The 21448-nt window shown below is 71.6% G+C and carries 17 protein-coding genes; 12 read left to right on the top strand and 5 right to left on the bottom strand.

The features are described from left to right. Positions 1-102 precede the first annotated feature (102 nt). From ACF1CT_RS06725 to ACF1CT_RS06745, 5 genes are all read left to right on the top strand, one after another. A complete protein-coding gene (locus ACF1CT_RS06725; RefSeq protein WP_391782681.1) occupies positions 103-468 on the top strand; it encodes a toxin-antitoxin system YwqK family antitoxin in 366 nt (121 codons plus the stop codon). 279 nt (positions 469-747) lie between these two features. Next, positions 748-1140, top strand: coding sequence for a peptidase inhibitor family I36 protein (locus ACF1CT_RS06730; protein ID WP_391782682.1), 393 nt, complete (start codon positions 748-750; stop codon positions 1138-1140). A 426-nt stretch (positions 1141-1566) separates the two neighbouring features. Continuing rightward, positions 1567-2724: an acyl-CoA dehydrogenase family protein gene (locus ACF1CT_RS06735; RefSeq protein WP_391782683.1), complete on the top strand. Its 1158-nt coding sequence runs from the start codon at positions 1567-1569 to the stop codon at positions 2722-2724. Between the two features lie 18 nt (positions 2725-2742). Continuing rightward, a complete protein-coding gene (tesB, locus tag ACF1CT_RS06740) occupies positions 2743-3618 on the top strand; it encodes an acyl-CoA thioesterase II (RefSeq protein ID WP_391782684.1) in 876 nt (291 codons plus the stop codon). A 74-nt stretch (positions 3619-3692) separates the two neighbouring features. Next, positions 3693-4430, top strand: coding sequence for an SAM-dependent methyltransferase (locus tag ACF1CT_RS06745; protein WP_391782685.1), 738 nt, complete (start codon positions 3693-3695; stop codon positions 4428-4430). Positions 4431-4496: 66 nt separating this feature from the next. Here the strand turns inward: ACF1CT_RS06745 and ACF1CT_RS06750 are convergent, their stop codons facing one another. The 4 genes from ACF1CT_RS06750 to ACF1CT_RS06765 all read right to left on the bottom strand — a co-directional run bounded on the left by ACF1CT_RS06750 (position 4497) and on the right by ACF1CT_RS06765 (position 9600). After that, positions 4497-5276: a phosphatase gene (locus ACF1CT_RS06750; RefSeq protein WP_391782686.1), complete on the bottom strand. Its 780-nt coding sequence runs from the start codon at positions 5274-5276 to the stop codon at positions 4497-4499. A gap of 82 nt (positions 5277-5358) precedes the next feature. Next, positions 5359-7065 (bottom strand): DUF6056 family protein, encoded by a 1707-nt coding sequence (locus ACF1CT_RS06755; RefSeq protein ID WP_391782687.1) that lies wholly within the window; start codon positions 7063-7065, stop codon positions 5359-5361. Between the two features lie 129 nt (positions 7066-7194). After that, entirely contained in the window at positions 7195-8667 is a 1473-nt protein-coding gene (locus ACF1CT_RS06760) for a glycosyltransferase (protein ID WP_391782688.1), read from the bottom strand. A gap of 315 nt (positions 8668-8982) precedes the next feature. Then, entirely contained in the window at positions 8983-9600 is a 618-nt protein-coding gene (locus tag ACF1CT_RS06765) for a TetR/AcrR family transcriptional regulator (protein WP_391782689.1), read from the bottom strand. Between the two features lie 208 nt (positions 9601-9808). On the opposite strand from ACF1CT_RS06765, the gene ACF1CT_RS06770 reads away from it, so the two are divergent. From ACF1CT_RS06770 to ACF1CT_RS06785, 4 genes are read left to right on the top strand one after another with little or no spacing between them, the layout of a single operon-like run. Further along, positions 9809-11431: a carboxyl transferase domain-containing protein gene (locus tag ACF1CT_RS06770; RefSeq protein WP_391782690.1), complete on the top strand. Its 1623-nt coding sequence runs from the start codon at positions 9809-9811 to the stop codon at positions 11429-11431. A 13-nt stretch (positions 11432-11444) separates the two neighbouring features. Beyond that, the gene (locus ACF1CT_RS06775; RefSeq protein WP_391783053.1) at positions 11445-13568 is read left to right on the top strand and encodes an acetyl-CoA carboxylase biotin carboxylase subunit; all 2124 of its coding nucleotides are present in this window, start codon (positions 11445-11447) and stop codon (positions 13566-13568) included. Next, positions 13565-14503: a hydroxymethylglutaryl-CoA lyase gene (locus tag ACF1CT_RS06780; protein WP_391782691.1), complete on the top strand. Its 939-nt coding sequence runs from the start codon at positions 13565-13567 to the stop codon at positions 14501-14503. The genes ACF1CT_RS06775 and ACF1CT_RS06780 overlap by 4 nt, the downstream gene beginning before the upstream one ends. A gap of 29 nt (positions 14504-14532) precedes the next feature. Beyond that, entirely contained in the window at positions 14533-15699 is a 1167-nt protein-coding gene (locus ACF1CT_RS06785) for an acyl-CoA dehydrogenase family protein (protein WP_391782692.1), read from the top strand. Between the two features lie 222 nt (positions 15700-15921). Here the strand turns inward: ACF1CT_RS06785 and ACF1CT_RS06790 are convergent, their stop codons facing one another. After that, on the bottom strand, positions 15922-17568 hold the full coding sequence (locus tag ACF1CT_RS06790) for a beta-N-acetylhexosaminidase (RefSeq protein WP_391782693.1): 1647 nt from the start codon (positions 17566-17568) through the stop codon (positions 15922-15924). A gap of 299 nt (positions 17569-17867) precedes the next feature. On the opposite strand from ACF1CT_RS06790, the gene ACF1CT_RS06795 reads away from it, so the two are divergent. The 3 genes from ACF1CT_RS06795 (at position 17868) to glmS (ending at position 21201) form a co-directional block, all read left to right on the top strand. Next, positions 17868-18815, top strand: coding sequence for a DUF4429 domain-containing protein (locus tag ACF1CT_RS06795; RefSeq protein WP_391782694.1), 948 nt, complete (start codon positions 17868-17870; stop codon positions 18813-18815). 183 nt (positions 18816-18998) lie between these two features. Further along, positions 18999-19274, top strand: coding sequence for a hypothetical protein (locus ACF1CT_RS06800; RefSeq protein ID WP_073783215.1), 276 nt, complete (start codon positions 18999-19001; stop codon positions 19272-19274). Positions 19275-19371: 97 nt separating this feature from the next. Further along, positions 19372-21201 carry a glutamine--fructose-6-phosphate transaminase (isomerizing) gene (glmS, locus tag ACF1CT_RS06805; protein WP_391782695.1) on the top strand — a complete coding sequence of 610 codons (1830 nt, stop codon included), beginning with the start codon at positions 19372-19374 and terminating at the stop codon, positions 21199-21201. Positions 21202-21448: the final 247 nt, after the last annotated feature.

Here is a 21448-nt window from a genome sequence, read left to right on the forward strand (position 1 = left end):
GACCCGGCAGCACCCCGACCGGGCCGGTGAACTACCGCGACAATGACCGACCACGGCGGTTCACCGACGCACCGCCGGCAGACGGGGAACGGGGTTCTGCCGATGGCTTCCGCGCAGCGAATCGACGTGGACGACCCGGACGTCGACATGGACGGCAATCAGCGCTTCCTCTATCGAGGAGAACTCCACACCGGCGAACTCGCCGAATATTCGGGCGGACGCCTGATCAGCCTGGACGAGTACACCGATGGGGTCCCGGACGGGCTGTCCCGCGAGTGGTACCGGGACGGGACCCTCCGCTCCGAGGGTGTCGTGCGGGCCGGACGCGCGGTGGGCGAGTTCAAGGAGTGGCACCCCAACGGGGTCCTGGGGTCCCTGAAGTTCTTCGACGGCAGTCCCGTTTCCCTCCGCGAGGAGGAGACCTGGGACGAGCGCGGCGTCCCACTGACCTCCTGGCGCCGCGACTGACCTCGTTCCATGACACTGCGACCGGCCTCGTCCGGGTGCGCCGCGACCGGCCTCGCCCCGGGGTGCCGCGGCCACGACGGAACGGGGCACGCATACCCCCGGTCCGTCCACGGCCGACCGGTCCGGCGTCACGCACGCCGGTGCGCGGCGGAGCGCCACGCGCGTCCGGAGTCGCTTCGAGCGCCCCGTAACCGCGCCTGTCTGCGCAGGTCACAGCCGTGCCAGGCTGCCGGTGATCTGGGGCCGATCCCGATCACCGTCAGGAGAGGGGTTTCCGTCATGAACCGCTTCACCGCGCTCGCCGTCACCTCGATCGCCATGGCTCTCGGGCTCGCCGCCGGACCCGCCGCCTCGGGCGCCGAGATCACCTCCGCCGAGGCACCCCGGGCCGCGGCCGCCTACAGCTGTACCGCCGGGTACTTCTGCATCTACAGCGACTGGAACGGTGGGGGTACGCGCTGCCAGTGGTCGGACAAGAAACGGGCGAACACCGCCGACGACTGCTCCTTCATCCAGCGCGGCCAGAACGTGCGCTCCGTGTGGAACTCGACGGGGCATCGCGTGCAGTACTACACGAAGACCAACTACAACGGCCGCGTCGGTTCCACGGCCGCCGGCAAGGGCGGCAACCTCCAGGGGAACTACCAGATCCGTTCCTTCCAGCCGCAGTAGCCCACCCACCCGAAGGAACGGGGGGACACAGGGACACAGGGACACAGGGGACGAACGAAGGGACTGAGGAGCCAGAGGACGAAGGGACACCGAGGGGTCACCTCGTGCGGGCTCCCTCCGGCCGACCGGCCGAGGGGAGCCCGCACGCGCTTCGAACACCGGAGAGCGGATGGGGGCCTGCCGGGGGGAGACGACCGGTTCGGGAGACGAAGCACGGAACGGGCCGGGAGACGAGGCGCGGAACGAGCCGGGAGAGTGGGCGCGTGCCGCTCGTCACCCCGGGCGGGCGACCCTGGACAGCACCTGTGACCGCCGGGTAACTTCTGACATTATCTGAGCAAGCGCTTAGCCGACCCCGCCGAAGCCCGTATCCCGGGTCCGGGATCCCGGCTCGCAGCCGTCCGAAGCCGACCAAGGAGGCACCCCGTGCGCCGTACGGTATTCAACGAGGACCACGAGGCGTTCCGGGAGACCATCCGCGCCTTCATCGAGGCCGAGGTCGTCCCGCACTACGACGAGTGGTTCCAGCAGGGCATCGTCCCGCGCGAGCTCTACGGCAAGCTCGCCGAGCTGGGACTGTTCGGCATCAACGTGCCCGAGGAGTTCGGCGGCGCCGGCCTGGAGACGCACAAGTTCGAGGCCATCCAGTACGAGGAGACCGCCCGGGTGGGCGTCACCTTCGGCGGGTCGGGCGTGCACGTGCTGCTGGCCCTTCCGTACATCAAGATGCTCGCCGACGAGGAGCAGAAGAAGCGCTACCTGCCGAAGTTCGTCTCCGGCGAGGAAATGTGGGCACTCGCGATGACCGAGCCGGGCACCGGCTCCGATCTCGCGGGAATGAAGACCACCGCCAAGCTCTCGGACGACGGCACGCACTACGTGCTGAACGGCTCCAAGACCTTCATCACCGGCGGCGTCCACGCCGACCGGGTCATCGTCTGCGCCCGCACGTCCGCGCCGACCGCCGAGGACCGCCGTTTCGGCATCTCGCTGTTCGCCGTCGACACCACGTCCGAGGGCTACTCGATAGGCCGTAAGCTCGACAAGCTCGGCCTGCGCACCTCCGACACCGCCGAGCTGGCGTTCGTCGACGTGAAGGTGCCCGTCACGGACCTGCTCGGCGAGGAGAACAAGGGCTTCCACTACCTCGGCCAGAACCTTCCGTCCGAGCGCTGGGGCATCGCCTACGGCGCGTACGCGCAGGCCAAGGCCGCCGTCGCGTTCGCCAAGCAGTACGTCCAGGACCGTACGGTCTTCGGCAAGACGGTCGCCTCCTTCCAGAACACCAAGTTCGAACTGGCGGCCTGCCAGGCCGAGGTGGACGCCGCCGAGGCCGTCGCGGACCGCGCGCTGGAGGCCCTCGACGCCGGTGAGCTGACCGCCGCCGAGGCCGCGTCGGCCAAGCTCTTCTGCACCGAGGTCGCACACCGCGTCATCGACCGCTGCCTCCAGTTGCACGGCGGCTACGGCTACATGAACGAGTACCCGATCGCCCGCCTCTACGCGGACAACCGGGTCAACCGCATCTACGGCGGCACCAGCGAGGTCATGAAGTCGATCATCGCCAAGTCCATGGGCCTGTAGAGCGGCGACGTCCCTCCCATGAGCACGGCACTCGACTCGCTGCTCGATCTGCTCGACCTGGAGCGGATCGAGCAGGACATCTTCCGGGGCGCCAGCCGTTCGGCGGTCGTTCCCCGGGTCTTCGGCGGACAGGTCGCGGCCCAGGCCCTGGTGGCCGCGGGCCGCACCGTCCCCGCCGATCGCACCGCCCACTCCCTGCACGCGTACTTCCTGCGCGCGGGCGACCCGGGCGTGCCGATCGTCTACAGCGTCGACCGCATCCGGGACGGGCGGTCCTTCACCACCCGCCGCGTCGTCGCCGTCCAGCACGGGCAGCCGATCTTCCATCTCTCGGCGTCGTTCCAGACGTATGAGGAGGGCCTGGAGCACCAGGCGGACATGCCGCCCGCCCCGGACCCGGAGACATTGCCGACGGCCGCCCAGATGCTGCCCCGGTACGCGGACCGGTTCAACGACCCACGGATCGTGGACCGGCTGATCGAGGCCCGCGCCGCCGTCGACCTGCGGTACGTGGACGCGCCGCCGTTCGCCACGGCGGGCGAGCCGCGCGAGCCCCGGTCCCAGGTGTGGTTCCGCACCAACGGAAAGCTCGCGGACGACCCGCTGCTGCACGTCTGCATGGCGACGTACGTCTCCGACATGACGCTGCTCGACTCGGTGCTGCTCGCCCACGGGCGCGGGGGCTGGGCGATCGGGGACGTGGTCGGGGCCAGCCTGGACCACGCCATGTGGTTCCACCGGCCGTTCCGGGCCGACGAATGGCTGCTGTACGACCAGGAGTCGCCGTCGGCCTCCGGTGGGCGCGGACTCGGACAGGCCCGCATCCACACCCAGGACGGCAGGCTGGCGATCAGTGTCATCCAGGAGGGCGTGATCCGCGTCCCCCGGGACTGACAGCCGCACCACCACCGGATGCGCGGCGGCGAAATCCGGATGCACGGCGGGCACCGCGCTGACACGCTGCGGCGATGAATCGTGAACAGCTTTCCGGGATCGCCCACACCCACCACCCGATCAAGGCCCCGCTCGACGACGACTCGGTGCGAGGTCTGCTGGACCACGGGCTGCCGCGCGGCGACGAGCGCGTACTCGACCTCGGCTGCGGCGGCGCGGAATGGCTTCTGCGCGCCCTGGACGCGCGTCCCCGACTGCACGCCGAGGGCGTGGACATATCCGGGGACGCCCTGGCACAGGCCCGCCGCAACGCGCACCGGCTCGGCGTCGCGGAACGTCTCGTGCTGCACCACGGCGGCGCCGAGGAGTTCTCCTCCCCGCACGGATTCGATCTGGTGCTCAGTGTCGGGGCCGCCCATGCCTTCGGCGGGCTGCTGCCCACGCTCGCGGCAGCACGCGCACACCTGGCCCCCGGCGGACGGGTGCTGATCGGTGACGGGTTCTGGGAACGCGAGCCGTCCCCGGAGGCCGTGGAGATGCTCGGCGACTTCGCCGACCTGGCGACCACCGTCGACCGGGTCGCCGCCGCCGGATGGACCCCCGTGCACGGCCACGTCAGCACCCGCGCGGAACTGGACGCCTACGAGTGGGCGTGCTGGGGGACGCTGGCGTCGTGGGCCCTGGACAATCCGGCCGACCCGGAGAGCCCGCAGGTGCTCGAAACGGCAGGCATCCGGCGCTCCGAATGGCTGCGCGTCTACCGGGACTGCTTCGGCTTCGTCAGCCTGGTCCTGCGCCGGACGGCCGACTGACCGGCGTACCGCCCGGCACCGGGGAGAGCGCACGGCGGGCGGGCCCGCCGTGCGGGCCGCCGGTCCTCAGAGCAGCCCGGCCGCGCCCAGCAGGTAGTCCGTCAACGGGTCGTAGAAGCGCGGATCGAGCACGTGGTCGTCCAGCGGCACGGCAACCTGGAGGGTGCCCTCCGCCTCGCCGAGGAAGAGCGCCGGGTCGTTGCAGTCCGCGTAACCCACCGCGTCCAGCCCGCGCTGCGCCGCGCACCCCGCCCAGCCGTGGTCGGCGACCACCAGGTCGGGCAGTGGCCGCCCCTCCCGCTCCAGACCGTCCAGGATCGCTGCCATCGGGGCGGGCGAGTGCGTGTGCCAGAGCGTCGCACCGCGTTCCTGCACCGCGACGTCAGCGAACTGGAACACCATGCCCTCGTCGGCCACCAGCCCGGACGGGATCCGTACGATCTCGCATCCGGCGGCCCGCAACGCCTGCGCGGTCTGCCGGTGCACGTCGAGCAGACCGCCCGGATGCCCGGTCGCGAACAGCACCCGCTGCGACCCATCCGCCGCCTTCCGCAACAGGGCCGCCATCCGCTCCAGGGCGTCGACGGTCAGCTCCGGGTCGATGGTGTCCTGGCCGAACCTGTGCTCCGGGTCGTCGCTGACGCCGCAGCGCTCGGCCATCACCGCCAGTACGTCCTGCTCGTCGCGCCACCGGTCCCCGAGTTCCAGCCCCAGCCAGTAGTGGCGGTCGCCGTTGGCGAGCTTGCGGTAGTGGGAGAGGTTGTTGTCGCGGGGTGTGGCGACATTTCCGGCGATGCGCGTACGCACGAGGTGGTCGACGAGGGCGGCACGGCTGGGTATCGGCATGAACCCATTGTGCCGTCAGGTGTGCGCAGTGTGCCGGGATCTTGATACGACTGTGGTCGTGACGTGGCCGTCACGTGCCCGCTCAGGGCAGTCGCGTCGAGTATGTGATCTTCTTCAGGTAGTAGTAGCGGGCGACGCACTGTCCCGGCCACAGCCGCTTTCCGTGGTCGCCGAACGGCTCCCCCATCGCGGCGACGGACACCGGCGTGTACGGGAGCACCTCGGCGCCGCGCGCCGCCCCGTCCCTGAGGAAGCGGTCCTGGCGGTCCCAGCGCTGGGCCCGTACGTCCATCTGCTGTTCGAGCCGGAACAACGGCACGGCGAGGCCGACGCAGGTCAGCACGCACACGGCCGCCGCACCGACGGCGAGGGCCGTCACCGTGCGCCGTCCCGGGCGGTGGGCCCGCAGGGCCCGTCCCAGCAGGGCCCCGACGCAGACCAGGAGCAGCACGTACAGCAGCAGGAAGTCGCCCCAGATGCGCGGGGCGATCGCGACGCTCGCCCCGAAGGCGGGGTAGGCGACGACGGTGCACAGGTATCCGGAGACCAGGAAGGCGAGGAAACCGGCGAGGACGGGGACGAAGGGGCGGCGCCCCAGGAGTCCTTCCTCGTGCTCCCCGTCCCGGCCGCCCGGGGAACCGTCCCCTCGTTCCCCGTCCCGGCCGCCCGGGGAACCGTCCCCTCGTTCCCCGTCCCGGTGCCCGGGAAGCCCGTCCCGCCGCTCCCCCTCCCGGCGCACCAGCAGGCCGAGCAGGACGCCGACCGCGACCGCCCCCAGGTACTGCCAGGTGGTGACGACGGTCTCCAGGATCTGCCCGAACGCGCGCAGCGCCGTGCCCAGGGCGTCCGGGCCGAACATGGACGTGGAGTCGGCGCCGAACCGCTCGCGCCGGGTGCGGGCCCCCGGTGACAGGTACAGGATGGCCGCCCCGATCACGACCCCGGCGAACGCGACAACGGACCAGAGGCGGGTGCGGGTGCGGTCGGGCCCGGGGACCGCCCAGTGGCTGAGCAGCAGGACGGTGACGAGCAGGACGAGGGCGACGACCGCCGTCTCCTCCGACAGCGTGCCGATGAAGACCCCGGTCACCAGCGCGGCACCCAGCGCGAGGGCCCATCCCCGGCGGGTGCGGGCGCGCAGCAGCGGGATGACGGCGAGGCAGGCCAGGACGGGCGACATGGTGTGCGAGACCGAGGAGGCGGGCCAGTAGAACGTCTTGTACGGGCTCGGCGTCGCCAGGAAGAAGATCACCGCCGTCGTCGCCGCCACGAGCAGCGCGAGTCCGCGCGGCGCGGACAGTCGGGCCCTGCCCAGCGCGGAGGCGATCAGCGCCCAGAGAATGCCCAGCATGACGACCCCGCTCACCAGGGCGAACCACTGGTGTCCGGCGACGCCGAAAGCTCCGTACGCGATGACCAGGAGCGCGTTGGCGAGGCGTCCGTTGTCGTGCAGGTAGAACTTCGCGATCATCCCGGAGGCGCCCTCGTCGCGGATCACCGGGAGGAAGCACCAGTCGTCCGCTCCGGGACGGACCAGGCGGCCGATCCAGAAAGCCGCGCCGAGCAGGGCGAGCGGCACCAGGGTGAGCGCCGCCGTCCCGGCCGTCGCACGCCATCGCGAGGAGCCGGGACCGGAGCCGGGTCCCGCGTCCGTCTTCGTGCCCGTGCCGGCGTCCGTGCCGGTGTCCGTGCTCGTGCCGGTGCCGTCGTCCGGGCGGGGCCCCCCTTCACCCGTCGGCCGGCCGTCCTTCCACCGGTCGTCAGCGGTTTTCGGCGATTCCGCGGTCATGCGTGCTGATGCCTTCCGTACGGTGCTCGCGTCGTGGGTGTCGGGGGGGCGGGAGACTCCGTGCGCGTCGGGAGACCGGAGCGCGCGGGCGCTGTGGGGAGGCGGACGGATCGGCGGAGAGGACGGGGGTCAGTCAGGGGGTGGTGTGCCCGGCACGGCCACCGGCCGGGCTGCGCGCCGCCGGGTCCGGTCGGCGCCGGAGTCGATGGCCCAGCGGGCGAGCAGGAAGGAGAAGGGGGTCGCGAGGATTCCGGCGGCCAGGGCGGCGACGTTCTTGCCCAGGCCCAGCCTGCTGACGCCGAGGTAGAGCAGCACACCGGTGAGCACCAGATTGACGATGCTCGACAGCGGATACCGGAAGAGTGCCTGCCAGGTCGGCCTCGTACGGCAGGTGAGGTACGAGTTGAGCAGGAACGAACCCAGCACGCTGACCGTGTATCCGATGACGTGTGCGACCAGATAGGGAATCCAGGTGTTCAGCGTGGCGTACACCGAAAGGTATACCGCCGTATTGATGATTCCGATCGCCGCGAAAATGATGAACTGACGCATCGTACGGAATCTGGAGGCGCCGATCGCGGTCGCCCCGACGGGTCTCGGGCGGGGCCGTTCCTTCGTGTGCACGGGCCGTTCCGCATGGTTCCGGTCGTGAAAGCCGGCCGACATTCCCTTCGATGATTCGTTCGTTTCGCGCACGACATAGTGCGGACGGCGTTTCGCCTCGCAGTAGATGCGTCCCACGTATTCGCCGATGATGCCGAGCGTCGCGAGCTGGATTCCGCCGAGTGCGACGACGGCGGTCAGCAGAGTGGTGTAGCCGGGGACGCCGACGCCGTGCAGCGCCACTTCGGCGATGATCCACAGGGCGTATCCCAGGGCCGTGAGCGCGAGCGCGAGCCCGACGTAGATGGCCAGGCGCAGGGGGCGGCTGTTGAAGGAGATCAGTCCGTCGACCCCGTAGTTGAACAGCCGCCTGCCGCCCCACTTGGAGCGTCCCGCCGCACGCTGGATGTTCTGGTAGGTGAAACTGGCGGTGTCGAAGCCGATCCAGGAGAAGATCCCCTTGGAGAACCGGTTCGTCTCGGGCATCGCGAGCACGGCTTCCACGGCGTTGCGCGACAGCAGCCGGAAGTCGCCCTCGCCGTCGACGACCTCGACGTCCATGCACCGCCCCATGGCCCGGTAGTAGGCGGTGCTGAGGAAGGTGCGCAGGGCGCCCTCGCCCGTCCGGTCCCGTCGCGCGACGACCTGGTCGTAGCCGCACCGCCGCAGCTCCAGCATGCGGGGCAGCAGATCGGGCGGGTGCTGGAGGTCGGCGTCCATGAGGACGACGGATTCGCCGCGGGACATGCGCAGCCCCGCGAGCATGGCGGCCTCCTTGCCGAAATTGCGGCTGAAGGAGGTGTACCGGACCCGACGGTCCGCGGTGGCGAAGGAACCGATCCTGCTTCTGGTCCGGTCACTGCTGCCGTCGTCGACATAACAGATCTCGAAGGTCCGCCTGGTCGGTTCGAGAGCGGAGACCAGCGTGCGGTGAAATGCCTCGATCACCTCGTCCTCGTTGAAGCAGGGGACAACGACCGAAACCTGACATGCTTTCATTCACGTTCCCCATCAGGCGTGGCGAGTCAGCTCAAACCATATGCCCGGGGGACACCGCGACACCGCGACCGACAGCCCCGGTCGAGGAAAAGGGAGAGGAATACCGGGATCGTCTCCGCCCGCCCGGAGCAATTCGCGACCGCGCACCCGGGCGGGTGCCGTTCCGAACACCTCGCCCGCAAGCCCTTCCGGATACCTCGCCGGGAATCCCCTTCACCTCGCCGGAAGGCCCCTCCCGAATGCCTCGCCCGGATACCTCGTCCGGAGAACCCGTCCGGTACATCTCTTCCGGTCGCCCTCGTCGCCCCGACGGCTCTACCGGCGAGCCGCCGCCTCGAAGGCGCCGCGCGCCAGCCGGTGCAGCAGCGCCGCCGTGCCCGCACGATCCGGCTGCGCGCCGGGGCGAGCCAGGTGCGGGGTCGAGTTCAGCAGCCCGAAGACGGCGTGGACGGCGGCCCGCGCCTCATGCTCGGGCAGGTCCGGGTATCGCTCCCGGACCACCTCCACCCACACCTCGACGTACTCCCGCTGGAGCCGGCGGACCTGCTTGCGGTCGGCGTCCCGGAGGCGGTCCAGCTCACGGTCGTGGAGAGTGATCAGGGGGCGGTCGTCGAGCGCGAAGTCGATGTGCCCCTCGATGAGCGCGTCCAGCAGGGCCTGCGGGGAGCCGTCGCCGCGGGCCGCGTCCTCCGACACGCGCAGTCGCCCGCCCGCCAGCAGCCGCTCGCTGATGCCGACCAGCAGTTCGGCGAGCATCGCGTCCTTGCCGGGGAAGTGCCGGTAGAGACCGGGACCACTGATACCGACGGCGGCGCCTATCTCGTCGACGCCGACGCCGTGGAAGCCGCGCTCGGCGAAGAGCCGGGCGGCCTCCTTGAGGATCTGCTCGCGGCGGGTGGGGGCCGCGACGCGGGCGGCGGCATGGGTGCTCATGAGGATTCATTCTAGACAACCCTGTTAGCGCTCGTTAACCTGAAGCCGAAAGGCGTTAACGTTCATTAACCATCGCGGCCCGACGGGACCTGATCCGCCGGGCCCGGCCCCGGCGGCTGATCCCGCCCGGACCGGGTCCGGCGGCGACGACGGCGACCACCGGGCGGCGACCACGAACACCGCGGTACGGGCAAGGGGGCTCGACACGATGCAGCAGGCACCGGTGCTGGCCAGCGCGGCCGATCCCGCCTCCGAGGCCTGGCAGGCCAACGAGGCGGCGCATCACGCGCTCGCCGACGAGCTGCGAGGGCGGCTCGCCACGGCCAGACTGGGCGGAGGTGAGAGGGCCCGCGCCCGGCACGTGGCGCGCGGCAAGCTGCTGCCCAGGGACCGGGTGGACACCCTGCTCGACCCGGGTTCCCCGTTCCTGGAGCTGGCCCCGCTGGCGGCCGAGGGGCTGTACGGCGGCGCCGCCCCGGCGGCCGGGGTGATCGCGGGCATCGGCCGGGTCGGCGGCCGGGAGTGCGTGATCGTCGCCAACGACGCGACCGTCAAGGGCGGCACGTACTACCCGATGACCGTGAAGAAGCACCTGCGGGCCCAGGAGGTGGCGCTGGAGAACCGGCTCCCCTGCCTGTACCTGGTCGACTCGGGCGGGGCCTTCCTGCCGATGCAGGACGAGGTCTTCCCGGACCGGGAGCACTTCGGGCGGATCTTCTACAACCAGGCCCGGATGTCGGGGGCGGGCATTCCGCAGATCGCCGCCGTCCTGGGCTCGTGCACGGCGGGCGGTGCGTACGTCCCCGCGATGAGCGACGAGGCGGTGATCGTCCGCAACCAGGGCACCATCTTCCTGGGCGGCCCGCCGCTGGTGAAGGCGGCGACCGGCGAGGTCGTGACGGCGGAGGAGCTCGGCGGAGGCGAGGTGCACTCCCGCACCTCCGGCGTGACCGACCACCTCGCCGAGGACGACGCGCACGCGCTGCGCATCGTGCGGAACATCGTCGCCACCCTGCCCGGGCGCGGCGCGCTGCCGTGGACGGTCCGCCCGGTCGAGGAGCCGAAGGTGGACCCCGCCGGACTGTACGGGGCGGTCCCGGTCGACTCCCGGACCCCGTACGACGTGCGCGAGGTGATCGCGCGGGTGGTGGACGGCTCGCGGTTCGCCGAGTTCAAGGCGGAGTACGGCACGACGCTGATCACCGGTTTCGCGCACGTCCACGGCCACCCGGTCGGGATCGTCGCCAACAACGGCATCCTGTTCTCCGAGTCCGCCCAGAAGGGCGCCCACTTCATCGAGCTGTGCGACCAGCGCGGCATCCCACTGGTCTTCCTCCAGAACATCTCGGGCTTCATGGTGGGCCGCGACTACGAGGCGGGCGGCATCGCCAAGCACGGCGCCAAGATGGTGACGGCTGTCGCCTGCACCCGCGTCCCGAAGCTGACCGTCGTCGTCGGCGGGTCGTACGGCGCGGGCAACTACTCCATGTGCGGCCGGGCCTACTCCCCCCGCTTCCTGTGGATGTGGCCCAACGCGAAGATCTCCGTCATGGGCGGCGAGCAGGCCGCCTCCGTCCTCGCGACGGTCAAGCGCGACCAGCTGGGCGACGACTGGAGCGCGGCGGACGAGGAGGCGTTCAAGGCCCCGGTCCGCGAGCAGTACGAGACCCAGGGCAACGCCTACTACGCCACCGCCCGGCTCTGGGACGACGGTGTGATCGACCCGATGGAGACCCGGCAGGTACTGGGGCTCGCCCTCACCGCGTGCGCCAACGCCCCGCTCCCCCAGAAGGACCCCGCGGCGCCCGGCTTCGGCGTCTTCCGGATGTGAGGAACAGATGACGATGTTCGACACCGTTCTGGTCGCCAACCGGGGCGAGATCGCGGTACGGGTCATCCGCACGCTGCGGGAGCTCGGCGTCCGCTCGGTCGCCGTGTTCAGCGACGCGGACGCGGACGCCCGGCACGTGCGGGAGGCCGACACGGCGGTACGCATCGGGCCCGCACCCGCCGCGCAGAGCTATCTGCACGTGCCCGCGCTGCTGGACGCGGCCCGCCGCACCGGCGCGCGGGCCGTCCACCCCGGCTACGGCTTCCTCGCCGAGAACGCCGGCTTCGCCCGGTCCTGCGCGGAGGCGGGGCTGGTCTTCATCGGCCCGCCCGCCGACGCCATCGCGCTGATGGGCGACAAGATCCGGGCCAAGGAGACGGTCGCGGCGGCCGGGGTCCCGGTCGTGCCGGGCTCCTCCGGGACCGGACTCACCGATGCCCAACTCGCCGACGCGGCCCGGGAGATCGGCACCCCGGTACTGCTGAAGCCCTCGGCGGGCGGCGGCGGCAAGGGCATGCGGCTGGTACGCGACGAGGCGCTGCTCGCGGACGAGATCGCCGCCGCCCGGCGGGAGGCACGGGCCTCGTTCGGCGACGACACGCTGCTGGTGGAGCGGTGGATCGACCGGCCCCGGCACATCGAGATCCAGGTACTGGCGGACGCCCACGGCAACGTGGTCCACCTCGGTGAGCGCGAATGCTCGCTCCAGCGCCGCCACCAGAAGATCATCGAGGAGGCGCCGTCGGTCCTGCTCGACGAAGGGACCCGGGCGGCGATGGGCGAGGCGGCCGTCCAGGCGGCCCGCTCCTGCGGCTACGTCGGCGCGGGCACGGTGGAGTTCATCGTCCCGGGCAACGACCCCGCCTCGTACTACTTCATGGAGATGAACACCCGCCTCCAGGTCGAGCACCCGGTCACCGAGCTGATCACCGGCCTGGACCTGGTCGAGTGGCAGCTACGGGTCGCCGCGGGCGAGCGACTGCCGTACGGGCAGACGGACATCACGCTCACCGGGCACGCGATCGAGGCCCGGATCTGCGCCGAGGACCCCTCGCGCGGCTTCCTGCCGTCGGGCGGCACGGTGCTCGCGCTGCACGAGCCGCGGGGCGGCGGCGTGCGCACGGACTCCGGACTCGCCGCGGGCGGCGCGGTCGGCAGCCTGTACGACCCGATGCTGTCCAAGGTCATCGCGTACGGGCCCGACCGGGCCGCCGCGCTGCGCCGGCTGCGCGCCGCGCTCGCGGACACGGTGATCCTCGGCGTCCCGACCAACGCGGGCTTCCTGCGCCGGCTGCTCGCCCACCCGGCGGTGGCGGCGGGCGAGCTGGACACCGGGCTGGTGGAGCGCGAGGTCGACGGCCTGGTGCCCGAGGGTGTGCCCGAGGAGGTGTACGCGGCGGCGGCGCTGCTGCGGCAGAACGCACCGGCCGCCGAGCCCGCCTCTGCCGCCGCGGCCTGGGCCGACCCGTTCTCGGCGGCGAGCGGCTGGCGCCTCGGCGGCACCCCGGCCCCGACCGTGCGCCACTTCCGGCTGCCCGGTCACGACCCGGTGCAGGTGTCGCTGCGCACCCGCGCGGCGGGCGCCGAGCTGGCGTTCGGCCATGTCGGGGAGGGGGCCCGTCCGCCGGTGCCCGCGACCGGTGCCTGCGGCCCGCTGGCCCCGACACCCGGCGGCCCGGAGACCGCGCGCACGGTCGAGCTGACCGGGCACCGTATCGTCCTCGAACTCGGTGGTGTCACCCACGCTTTCACCCATGCCGCCTCCCCTGACGGGATCTGGCTGGGCCGGGACGGCGACACCTGGCACGTCCAGGACCACGACCCGGTGGCGGCGTCGCTCGCCGGGGCCGCCCGGTCCGGCGCGGACACCCTCGCCGCACCGATGCCGGGAACGGTCACCGTGGTCAAGGTGGCGGTCGGCGACGAGGTCGTGGCCGGTCAGAGCCTGCTCGTCGTCGAGGCGATGAAGATGGAGCACGTCATCTCCGCCCCGCACGCCGGGACCGTGACGGAACTGGACGTCACCGCCGGTGCCACGGTCGCCATGGACCAGGTCCTCGCCGTCGTGGCCCCGTCCGGGGACGCCGCCTCCGCATCCGGCGCAACCACCACGGACACTCCCGGGGAGGACGCATGACACCCCGCACCCTGCCCATGACCGTGCCCGTCCAGGACCTGCCGCCCCGGGTGCGCATCCACGAGGTCGGCGCCCGCGACGGGCTGCAGAACGAGAAGTCCGTCGTACCGACCGAGGTGAAGGCGGAGTTCATCCACCGCCTCGCCGCGTCCGGTCTGACCACCGTCGAGGCGACCAGCTTCGTGCACCCCACTTGGGTGCCCCAACTCGCCGACGCCGAGGACCTGTTCCCCCGCCTCGCGGACATCGACGGCGTCGCCCTGCCGGTCCTCGTGCCGAACGAGCGCGGACTGGACCGGGCCCTGGCGCTCGGCGCCCGCCGCATCGCCGTGTTCGGTTCCGCCACCGAGACGTTCGCCGCCCGCAATCTGAACCGCACGGTCGCCGAGTCGCTCGCCATGTTCGAACCGGTCGTCGCCCGTGCCAAGGCCGACAAGGTGCACGTCCGCGGCTACCTCTCGATGTGCTTCGGCGACCCGTGGGAGGGGCCCGTCCCCGTCCACCAGGTCGTCCGGGTCGCCAAGGCGCTGATGGACCTCGGCTGCGACGAACTCTCCCTCGGCGACACCATCGGCGTCGCCACCCCCGGCCACGTGCAGAACCTGCTCTCCGAGCTGAACGAGGAGGGCGTGCGCACCAACACCATCGGGGTGCACTTCCACGACACGTACGGCCAGGCCCTGTCCAACACCCTCGCCGCGCTCCAGCACGGAGTGACCACCGTGGACGCCTCGGCGGGCGGCCTCGGCGGCTGCCCGTACGCCAGGAGCGCCACCGGAAACCTCGCCACCGAAGACCTCGTGTGGATGCTCGACGGCCTCGGCATCGAAACCGGGGTCGACCTCGACGCGCTCACCGCCACCAGCGTGTGGCTCGCCGAACACCTGGGCCGACCCAGCCCGTCCCGTACCGTCCGCGCGCTCTCGGTGCGATGACGCCCGTCCCACAAGGAGTGACACCTGCCATGTCCCTGGACCACCGGCTGACCGCCGAGCACGAGGAACTGCGCCGCACCGTCGAGGAGTTCGCTCACGACGTCGTCGCCCCGAAGATCGGCGACTTCTACGAGCGCCATGAGTTCCCGTACGAGATCGTGCGGGAGATGGGGCGGATGGGCCTGTTCGGGCTGCCGTTCCCGGAGGAGTACGGCGGCATGGGCGGGGACTACCTCGCCCTCGGGATCGCCCTGGAGGAGCTGGCCCGGGTCGATTCGTCCGTGGCGATCACGCTGGAGGCCGGGGTGTCGCTCGGCGCGATGCCGGTCTTCCGTTTCGGCACGGAGGAGCAGAAGCGGAAGTGGCTGCCGAGGCTCTGCTCGGGCGAGGCGCTCGGCGCGTTCGGCCTGACCGAACCGGAGGCCGGCTCGGACGCGGGCGGCACCCGCACGACGGCGGTGCGCGACGAGGCCACCGGTGAGTGGGTGATCAACGGCGCCAAGTGCTTCATCACCAACTCCGGCACCGACATCACCGACCTGGTCACGGTCACGGCGGTGACCGGCCACAAGGAGAACGGCGCCCCGCGCATCTCCTCGATCATCGTCCCGTCCGGCACTCCCGGCTTCACCGTCGCCGCCCCGTACTCCAAGGTCGGCTGGAACGCCTCCGACACCCGCGAGCTGTCCTTCAGCGACGTCCGCGTCCCGCTGGAGAACCTGCTCGGCGAGGAGGGCCGGGGCTACGCGCAGTTCCTGCGCATCCTCGACGAGGGCCGGATCGCCATCGCCGCCCTGTCCACGGGCCTGGCCCAGGGCTGTGTGGACGAGTCGGTGAAGTACGCCGGTGAGCGACACGCCTTCGGCAGGGCGATCGGCACCAACCAGGCCATCCAGTTCAAGATCGCGGACATGGAGATGCGCGCCCACATGGCCCGGATCGGCTGGCGCGACGCCGCCTCCCGCCTGGTGGCGGGCGAGCCGTTCAAGAAGGAGGCGGCGATCGCCAAGCTGTACTCGTCGACGGTGGCGGTGGACAACGCCCGCGAGGCCACCCAGATCCACGGCGGCTACGGATTCATGAACGAGTACCCGGTGGCCCGAATGTGGCGCGACTCCAAGATCCTGGAGATCGGCGAGGGCACCAGCGAGGTCCAGCGGATGCTGATCGCGAGGGAGCTGGGGCTGCCGGCCTGACGTGGCGGCATGCGGGACGGGGCGGATTCGGACGGGCGGATTCGGGCGGGGCGCACGCAGCGGTTCCGCCCCGCGTCCGGACCGCCCCGCACTGCGGCCCCGGGCGGACGCCGGGGCCGCAGCAGGGGGACGCCGGGGCCGAAACGGGCGGACATCGTTCGCCTCATTCCGCCTCCGTCCAGGAGTCGTTCCGGCACCCGGGGGACCTCCGCCACCCAGAGGTCATTCCGCCGCCCAGGGGACCTCCGGCGCCCGGTAGTAGTCGATGCCCAGCGCCGAGAACCTCGGACCCTGCGCGCCCAGCCGCACCTTGTACGCGTCCCAGTCGTGCGTCGACGCGGGCGACCAGCCCAGCTCGGCGACGCCGGGAAGTCTCGGGAACGCCATCCGCTCGATCTCGTCGCTGTTCGTGAGCGTCTCCGACCAGAGCGGCGCCTCCACGCCGAGGACGGAACCCGCCGGGGCGCCGTCCAGGTAGACCGCCGGGTCCCAGTCGTAGCTGCGCCGGACGGAGACGTAGCCGGCCCAGGACAGGCCCAGTTCGGTGTCCTTGTCGTACTTCATGTCGAGGTAGCTGCGGTCCGCCGGGGACAGCACGAGTTTCGTGCCCTTCGCCGCGGCGGCGGCCACCTGCTCGCGCTCGGCGGCACCGGTCCGGTCGTAGCCCCAGTACTGGGCGACCGCGCCCGCGACCGGGGTCGCCCCGGTCAGCTGGTGCCAGCCGATCACGGTCTTGCCGTACCTGCCGACGACGGCCTGCGCCTTGTTCATGAAGGTCACGTAGTCGTCGTGACTGGTGGAGTGCGCCTCGTCGCCGCCGATGTGGAGGTACTTGCCGGGGGTGAGCGCGGCAAGTTCACGGATCACGTCGTCCACGAAGCCGTACGTGACGGCCTTCGGGACGCACAGCGAGCTGAAGCCGACATCGGTGCCGGTGTAGAGCGGCGGCGCGACGCCGTCGCAGTTCAGCTCCGCGTACGAGGCGAGCGCGGCGTTGGTGTGGCCCGGCAGGTCGATCTCCGGAACGACCTCCAGGTAGCGGGAGGAGGCGTAGCGGACGATCTCCTTGTAGTCGTCCTTCGTGTAGTGGCCGCCCGTTCCACCGCCGACCTCCGTCCTCCCGCCGTACGTGGCGAGCCGCGGCCAGGAGTCGATGGCGATCCGCCAGCCCTGGTCGTCGGAGAGGTGCAGGTGGAGCGTGTTCAGCTTGTACAGCGCGAGCTGGTCGATGTAGCGCTTGACCTCGGCGACGGAGAAGAAGTGCCGGGACACGTCCAGCATGGCGCTCCGGTACGCGTAGCGGGGCACGTCCTCGATCGTGCCGCCCGCGACCTGCCACGGGCCCTTCTGGCGGCTCTTCTCCTCCACCCGCGCCGGGAGCAGCTGACGCAGCGTCTGGACGCCGTGGAAGAGCCCGGCCGGGGTGCGCGCGGTGAGGGTGACGGATTCGGGGTCCGACCTCAGGGTGTAGCCCTCGTCACCCGCTCCGCCGTCCTGCGGGTCGAGCCGGAGCCTGATGCCGTCGGCGCCCCGGCCGGTGACCGGCAGCGGGTGGCCGGTGGACGGGCGCAGCAGACCCGCCAGGTAGTCGCCGATCCGTCGGGCCTCGGCGGAGTCGCTCTCGACCCGGATCGCGGTCTTCGCGGTGAGGGAGTACGGGGAGCCGGCGGGCTTCACCCGGGCGGGGGCGGGCACCGTGCGGCCGAGCGGGCGCGGCGAGGTGCCGGTGGGGGTCGAGCGGCTGTCCGCGGCCGCTCCGGACTGCGCCGCGCCGACGCCGGAGACACCGGCCGCCGTGACGAGCAGCAGCGAACCGAGGAGGCGCGGAAGCGCGACGCGCCGGATTCCGACGCCCGGTGCCGCGAGCATCCGCCGGGCCCGTCGGATCCCGTCCTCCCCCCGGGCCCATCGAGGGACCCACCGAGCCCGCCAGGTCCGCCGCGTCGGCTGTGCCCGATGTGCCCGCTGTTCCCCCTGCGTTCGCTGTGACCTCTGCGTTCGCTGTGTTCGCCGTGTTCCGTGCAGTCTCACGAGCCAGGTCCCTTTCGACGGGTTCGCACCTGCTGGATGTCCTGACCGAGCCGAACCATCACCATGCGTATCGTCCGATCCACACACAGTCAAGGTGTAGACCACAACCCCGTACGGCGCCTGAGAGAATCCGGCGCATGGCGGAAATAATCCAGCGCGACGGAACATGGACCTTCGACGGCGAGGCGGTGCGAATCGTGCCCGGCCGGGAGAAGGGGGTGCATCCCCTCCGCCAGGAGCTGGGGGAACGCGTCGTCCCACTCCACGCCCTGGCGGGCATCGCCTTCGAACCGCGCCGCAAGGGCGGCGTCCTCCACCTGCGACTGCGCGACGGCGCCTGCCCGGTCCTGCGCGCCGCGAACGGCCGGCTCAAGGACTCCGCCGACCCGTACCGGCTGGCCGTGGAGAAGGACCGCGTCGGGGTGGCGGAGTACTTCGTCGACGAGGTGCGCAACGCCCTGCTGGTCGAGCAGGTGCCGTCCGGACCGACGGACGGCTTCCTGCTGCCGGGGCCCGCGGTGCCGGTCGCCGGGGGCGGCGGGGACGGCACCGCCTCGTTCGACGGGGAGATCATCCGCCTCACCTGGAACTGGAAGGCCAAGGAGGCCAAGAGCTCCGGCGGCCCGGTCGCCTTCCCGGTGTCGGAGGTGACCGAGGTGCACTGGATCCCCGCCATCGGCCTGGAGAACGGCCATCTGCGCTTCGTCCGGGGCACCCCGGGCATGAGCGCGGCCCCCGCCCCGGCCGCCGAGTACGACCCGTACGCGCTGGACCTGTGGGGGCTCTCCAAGAAGGAGTACACGGCGGCGCTGGTCGCGGCCGCGGTCCTGGTCCGGCTGCCCGGCGAACCGGAATCCGGCACCGCGACGGGCAGCCACACCCCGGCCGACGCGCGTACCGCGAAGACCCTGGCACCCTCCACAACCCAGGCGACCTCGCCCGCCCCCGGCGCGGACACCCCTCCCGCCGACGACCACGACGTGCTGCTGCGACGCCTTCGGGAGCTCGGCGAACTGCACCGGACGGGGGTGCTCACGGATGACGAGTTCAGCGCCGCCAAGCAGGCCGTCCTGAAGCGCCTCTGAAGCGCCCCCAACCCGCCCCCAACCCGCCCCGAAGCGCCTCCTCGCCCCTCCTGGGCCGTCACCCCTCCCGGACCGTCGCCTCGGCACACGTTCCGGGGCGCACGAGACCGTGATCACATCAATCCCTGCCCGATATCGGGCAGAATTGTTGCGTAAGCGCCTCGCCCGCCGCAGTATCGACGGGTGCTCGAACGCCGCCCGTCGCACGACGACCTCATCGACCACCTGGTGCGCAGCACCGCGCTCCAGCGCGGTGAGGCGGCCCGGGTGGTGCTCGACGTGCTGGCGTACTTCGACGAGACGACCGACGACTTCGTCCGCCGCCGCCACCGGGAACTGCAGTCCGGCGGCCTGGTGAACGCGGAGATCTTCGAACGGATCGCCGCCGAACTGCCGCACCGCGCGGTCGCGCCGCCGGAGCTCTCGCTCCGCCAGCTGCGCCGCATCGTCTACGGCTGACCGGACCACCCACGGCCGGAGCGCCCGCCTCGGGGCCCAGGCACCGAGCGCCCGGCATCGGGCACAACAGGTACATCGATGGAGGGGCAGAGACTCTATGTGCGGAATCGTCGGATATATCGGGAAGCGTGATGTGGCCCCGCTGCTGCTGGAAGGGCTGCAGCGGCTGGAGTACCGGGGTTACGACTCCGCGGGCATCGCCATCACCGGCAAGGCGGCGGCCGGGAAGCCCGCCGTCCTGAAGTCGGTCAAGGCGAAGGGCCGGGTCCGCGAGCTGGAGGCCCGCGTCCCCAAGCGTTTCAGCGGCACCACCGGCATCGCGCACACCCGTTGGGCCACCCACGGCGCCCCGAGCGACGAGAACGCCCACCCTCACCTGGACGCCGACAACAAGGTCGCCGTCGTCCACAACGGCATCATCGACAACGCCTCCGAGCTGCGTGCGAAGCTCGTCGCCGACGGCGTCGTCTTCCTCTCCGAGACCGACACCGAGGTGCTGGTCCACCTGATCGCCCGCGCCCAGGCCGAGACCCTGGAGGAGAAGGTCCGCGAGGCGCTGCGCGCGGTCGAGGGCACGTACGGCATCGCCGTGCTGCACGCCGACTTCAACGACCGGATCGTGGTCGCCCGCAACGGCTCCCCGGTCGTGCTCGGCATCGGCGAGAAGGAGATGTTCGTCGCCTCGGACGTCGCCGCCCTGGTCGCCCACACCCGCCAGGTCGTCACCCTCGGCGATGGCGAGATGGCCACCCTGAAGGCCGACGACTTCCGCACGTACACGACGGAGGGTTCGTCCACGACGGCCACGCCGACCACCGTGGAGTGGGAGGCCGAGTCGTACGACATGGGCGGCCACGACACGTACATGCACAAGGAGATCTCCGAGCAGGCCGAAGCCGTCGACCGGGTGCTGCGCGGCCGGATCGACGACCGGTTCGCCACCGTGCACCTGGGCGGCCTCAACCTGGACGCCCGCGAGGCGCGCGGGGTCCGCCGGATCAAGATCCTCGGCTGCGGCACCTCGTACCACGCGGGCCAGATCGGCGCCCAGCTGATCGAGGAGCTGGCCCGGATCCCGGCGGACGCCGAGCCCGCCTCCGAATTCCGCTACCGCAACCCGGTCGTCGACCCGGACACGCTGTACGTCGCGGTCTCCCAGTCCGGTGAGACGTATGACGTGCTGGCCGCCGTCCAGGAGCTCAAGCGCAAGGGCGCCCGAGTGCTCGGCGTCGTCAACGTGGTGGGGTCCGCGATCGCCCGGGAGGCCGACGGCGGCACGTACGTGCACGCCGGCCCCGAGGTCTGCGTCGTCTCCACGAAGTGCTTCACCAACACGGTCGTCGCGTTCGCGCTGCTCGCCCTGCACCTGGGCCGGATCCGCGACCTGTCGGTCGCCGACGGCAAGCGGATCATCGAGGGACTGCGCAGGCTGCCCGCCCAGATCGACGAGATCCTGGCGAACGAGGACGAGATCAAGCGGCTGGCGGCCGAGTACGCGGACGCCAGGTCGATGATGTTCATCGGCCGCGTGCGCGGCTACCCCGTCGCCCGCGAGGCGTCGCTGAAGCTCAAGGAGGTCTCGTACATCCATGCGGAGGCGTACCCGGCGTCCGAGCTGAAGCACGGGCCGCTGGCACTGATCGAGCCCGCGATGCCGACGGTCGCGATCGTGCCGGACGACGACCTGCTGGAGAAGAACCGGGCCGCGCTGGAGGAGATCAAGGCCCGCAGCGGCCGCATCCTCGCCGTCGCCCACCAGGTGCAGGACAAGGCCGACCACACCATCGTCGTGCCGAAGAACGAGAACGAGCTGGACCCGATCCTGATGGGCATCCCGCTCCAGCTCTTCGCGTACCACACGGCACTGGCCATGGGCCGGGACATCGACAAGCCGCGCAACCTGGCGAAGTCCGTCACCGTCGAGTAGCGGCACCCGGGCCGCACCCCGCGCGCACCTCCGCCGCACGGCCCGCACGGCCCCGTATCCGCCCGTCACGGGGCGGGGACGGGGCCGTTCCCGCACTCGGTCGCGAACCGCGCCGCGCACCGCCCCGGGGCCACGGACGGCGCCGGAGACCACCAGCCGTCCCGGAAGCCACGGACCGTGCCGGGGGCCACGAACCGGAGGTCGCGCGGGAACGCGCCCGCACACCGGACCGCGCCCCGGCCGGCCT

Source organism: Streptomyces sp. NPDC014734, assembly GCF_043083325.1.
Classification (GTDB): Bacteria; Actinomycetota; Actinomycetes; order Streptomycetales; family Streptomycetaceae; genus Streptomyces.

Bases quoted from the DNA above. Each gene is read 5' to 3' on its own strand.
- ACF1CT_RS06725 (WP_391782681.1), top strand. From the start codon at position 103: ATGGCTTCCGCGCAGCGAATCGACGTGGACGACCCGGACGTCGACATG.
- ACF1CT_RS06730 (WP_391782682.1), top strand. From the start codon at position 748: ATGAACCGCTTCACCGCGCTCGCCGTCACCTCGATCGCCATGGCTCTC.
- tesB (WP_391782684.1), top strand. From the start codon at position 2,743: ATGAGCACGGCACTCGACTCGCTGCTCGATCTGCTCGACCTGGAGCGG.
- ACF1CT_RS06745 (WP_391782685.1), top strand. From the start codon at position 3,693: ATGAATCGTGAACAGCTTTCCGGGATCGCCCACACCCACCACCCGATC.
- ACF1CT_RS06750 (WP_391782686.1), bottom strand. From the start codon at position 5,276: ATGCCGATACCCAGCCGTGCCGCCCTCGTCGACCACCTCGTGCGTACG.
- ACF1CT_RS06755 (WP_391782687.1), bottom strand. From the start codon at position 7,065: ATGACCGCGGAATCGCCGAAAACCGCTGACGACCGGTGGAAGGACGGC.
- ACF1CT_RS06760 (WP_391782688.1), bottom strand. From the start codon at position 8,667: ATGAAAGCATGTCAGGTTTCGGTCGTTGTCCCCTGCTTCAACGAGGAC.
- ACF1CT_RS06765 (WP_391782689.1), bottom strand. From the start codon at position 9,600: ATGAGCACCCATGCCGCCGCCCGCGTCGCGGCCCCCACCCGCCGCGAG.
- ACF1CT_RS06770 (WP_391782690.1), top strand. From the start codon at position 9,809: ATGCAGCAGGCACCGGTGCTGGCCAGCGCGGCCGATCCCGCCTCCGAG.
- ACF1CT_RS06775 (WP_391783053.1), top strand. From the start codon at position 11,445: ATGTTCGACACCGTTCTGGTCGCCAACCGGGGCGAGATCGCGGTACGG.
- ACF1CT_RS06780 (WP_391782691.1), top strand. From the start codon at position 13,565: ATGACACCCCGCACCCTGCCCATGACCGTGCCCGTCCAGGACCTGCCG.
- ACF1CT_RS06785 (WP_391782692.1), top strand. From the start codon at position 14,533: ATGTCCCTGGACCACCGGCTGACCGCCGAGCACGAGGAACTGCGCCGC.
- ACF1CT_RS06790 (WP_391782693.1), bottom strand. From the start codon at position 17,568: ATGCTCGCGGCACCGGGCGTCGGAATCCGGCGCGTCGCGCTTCCGCGC.
- ACF1CT_RS06795 (WP_391782694.1), top strand. From the start codon at position 17,868: ATGGCGGAAATAATCCAGCGCGACGGAACATGGACCTTCGACGGCGAG.
- glmS (WP_391782695.1), top strand. From the start codon at position 19,372: ATGTGCGGAATCGTCGGATATATCGGGAAGCGTGATGTGGCCCCGCTG.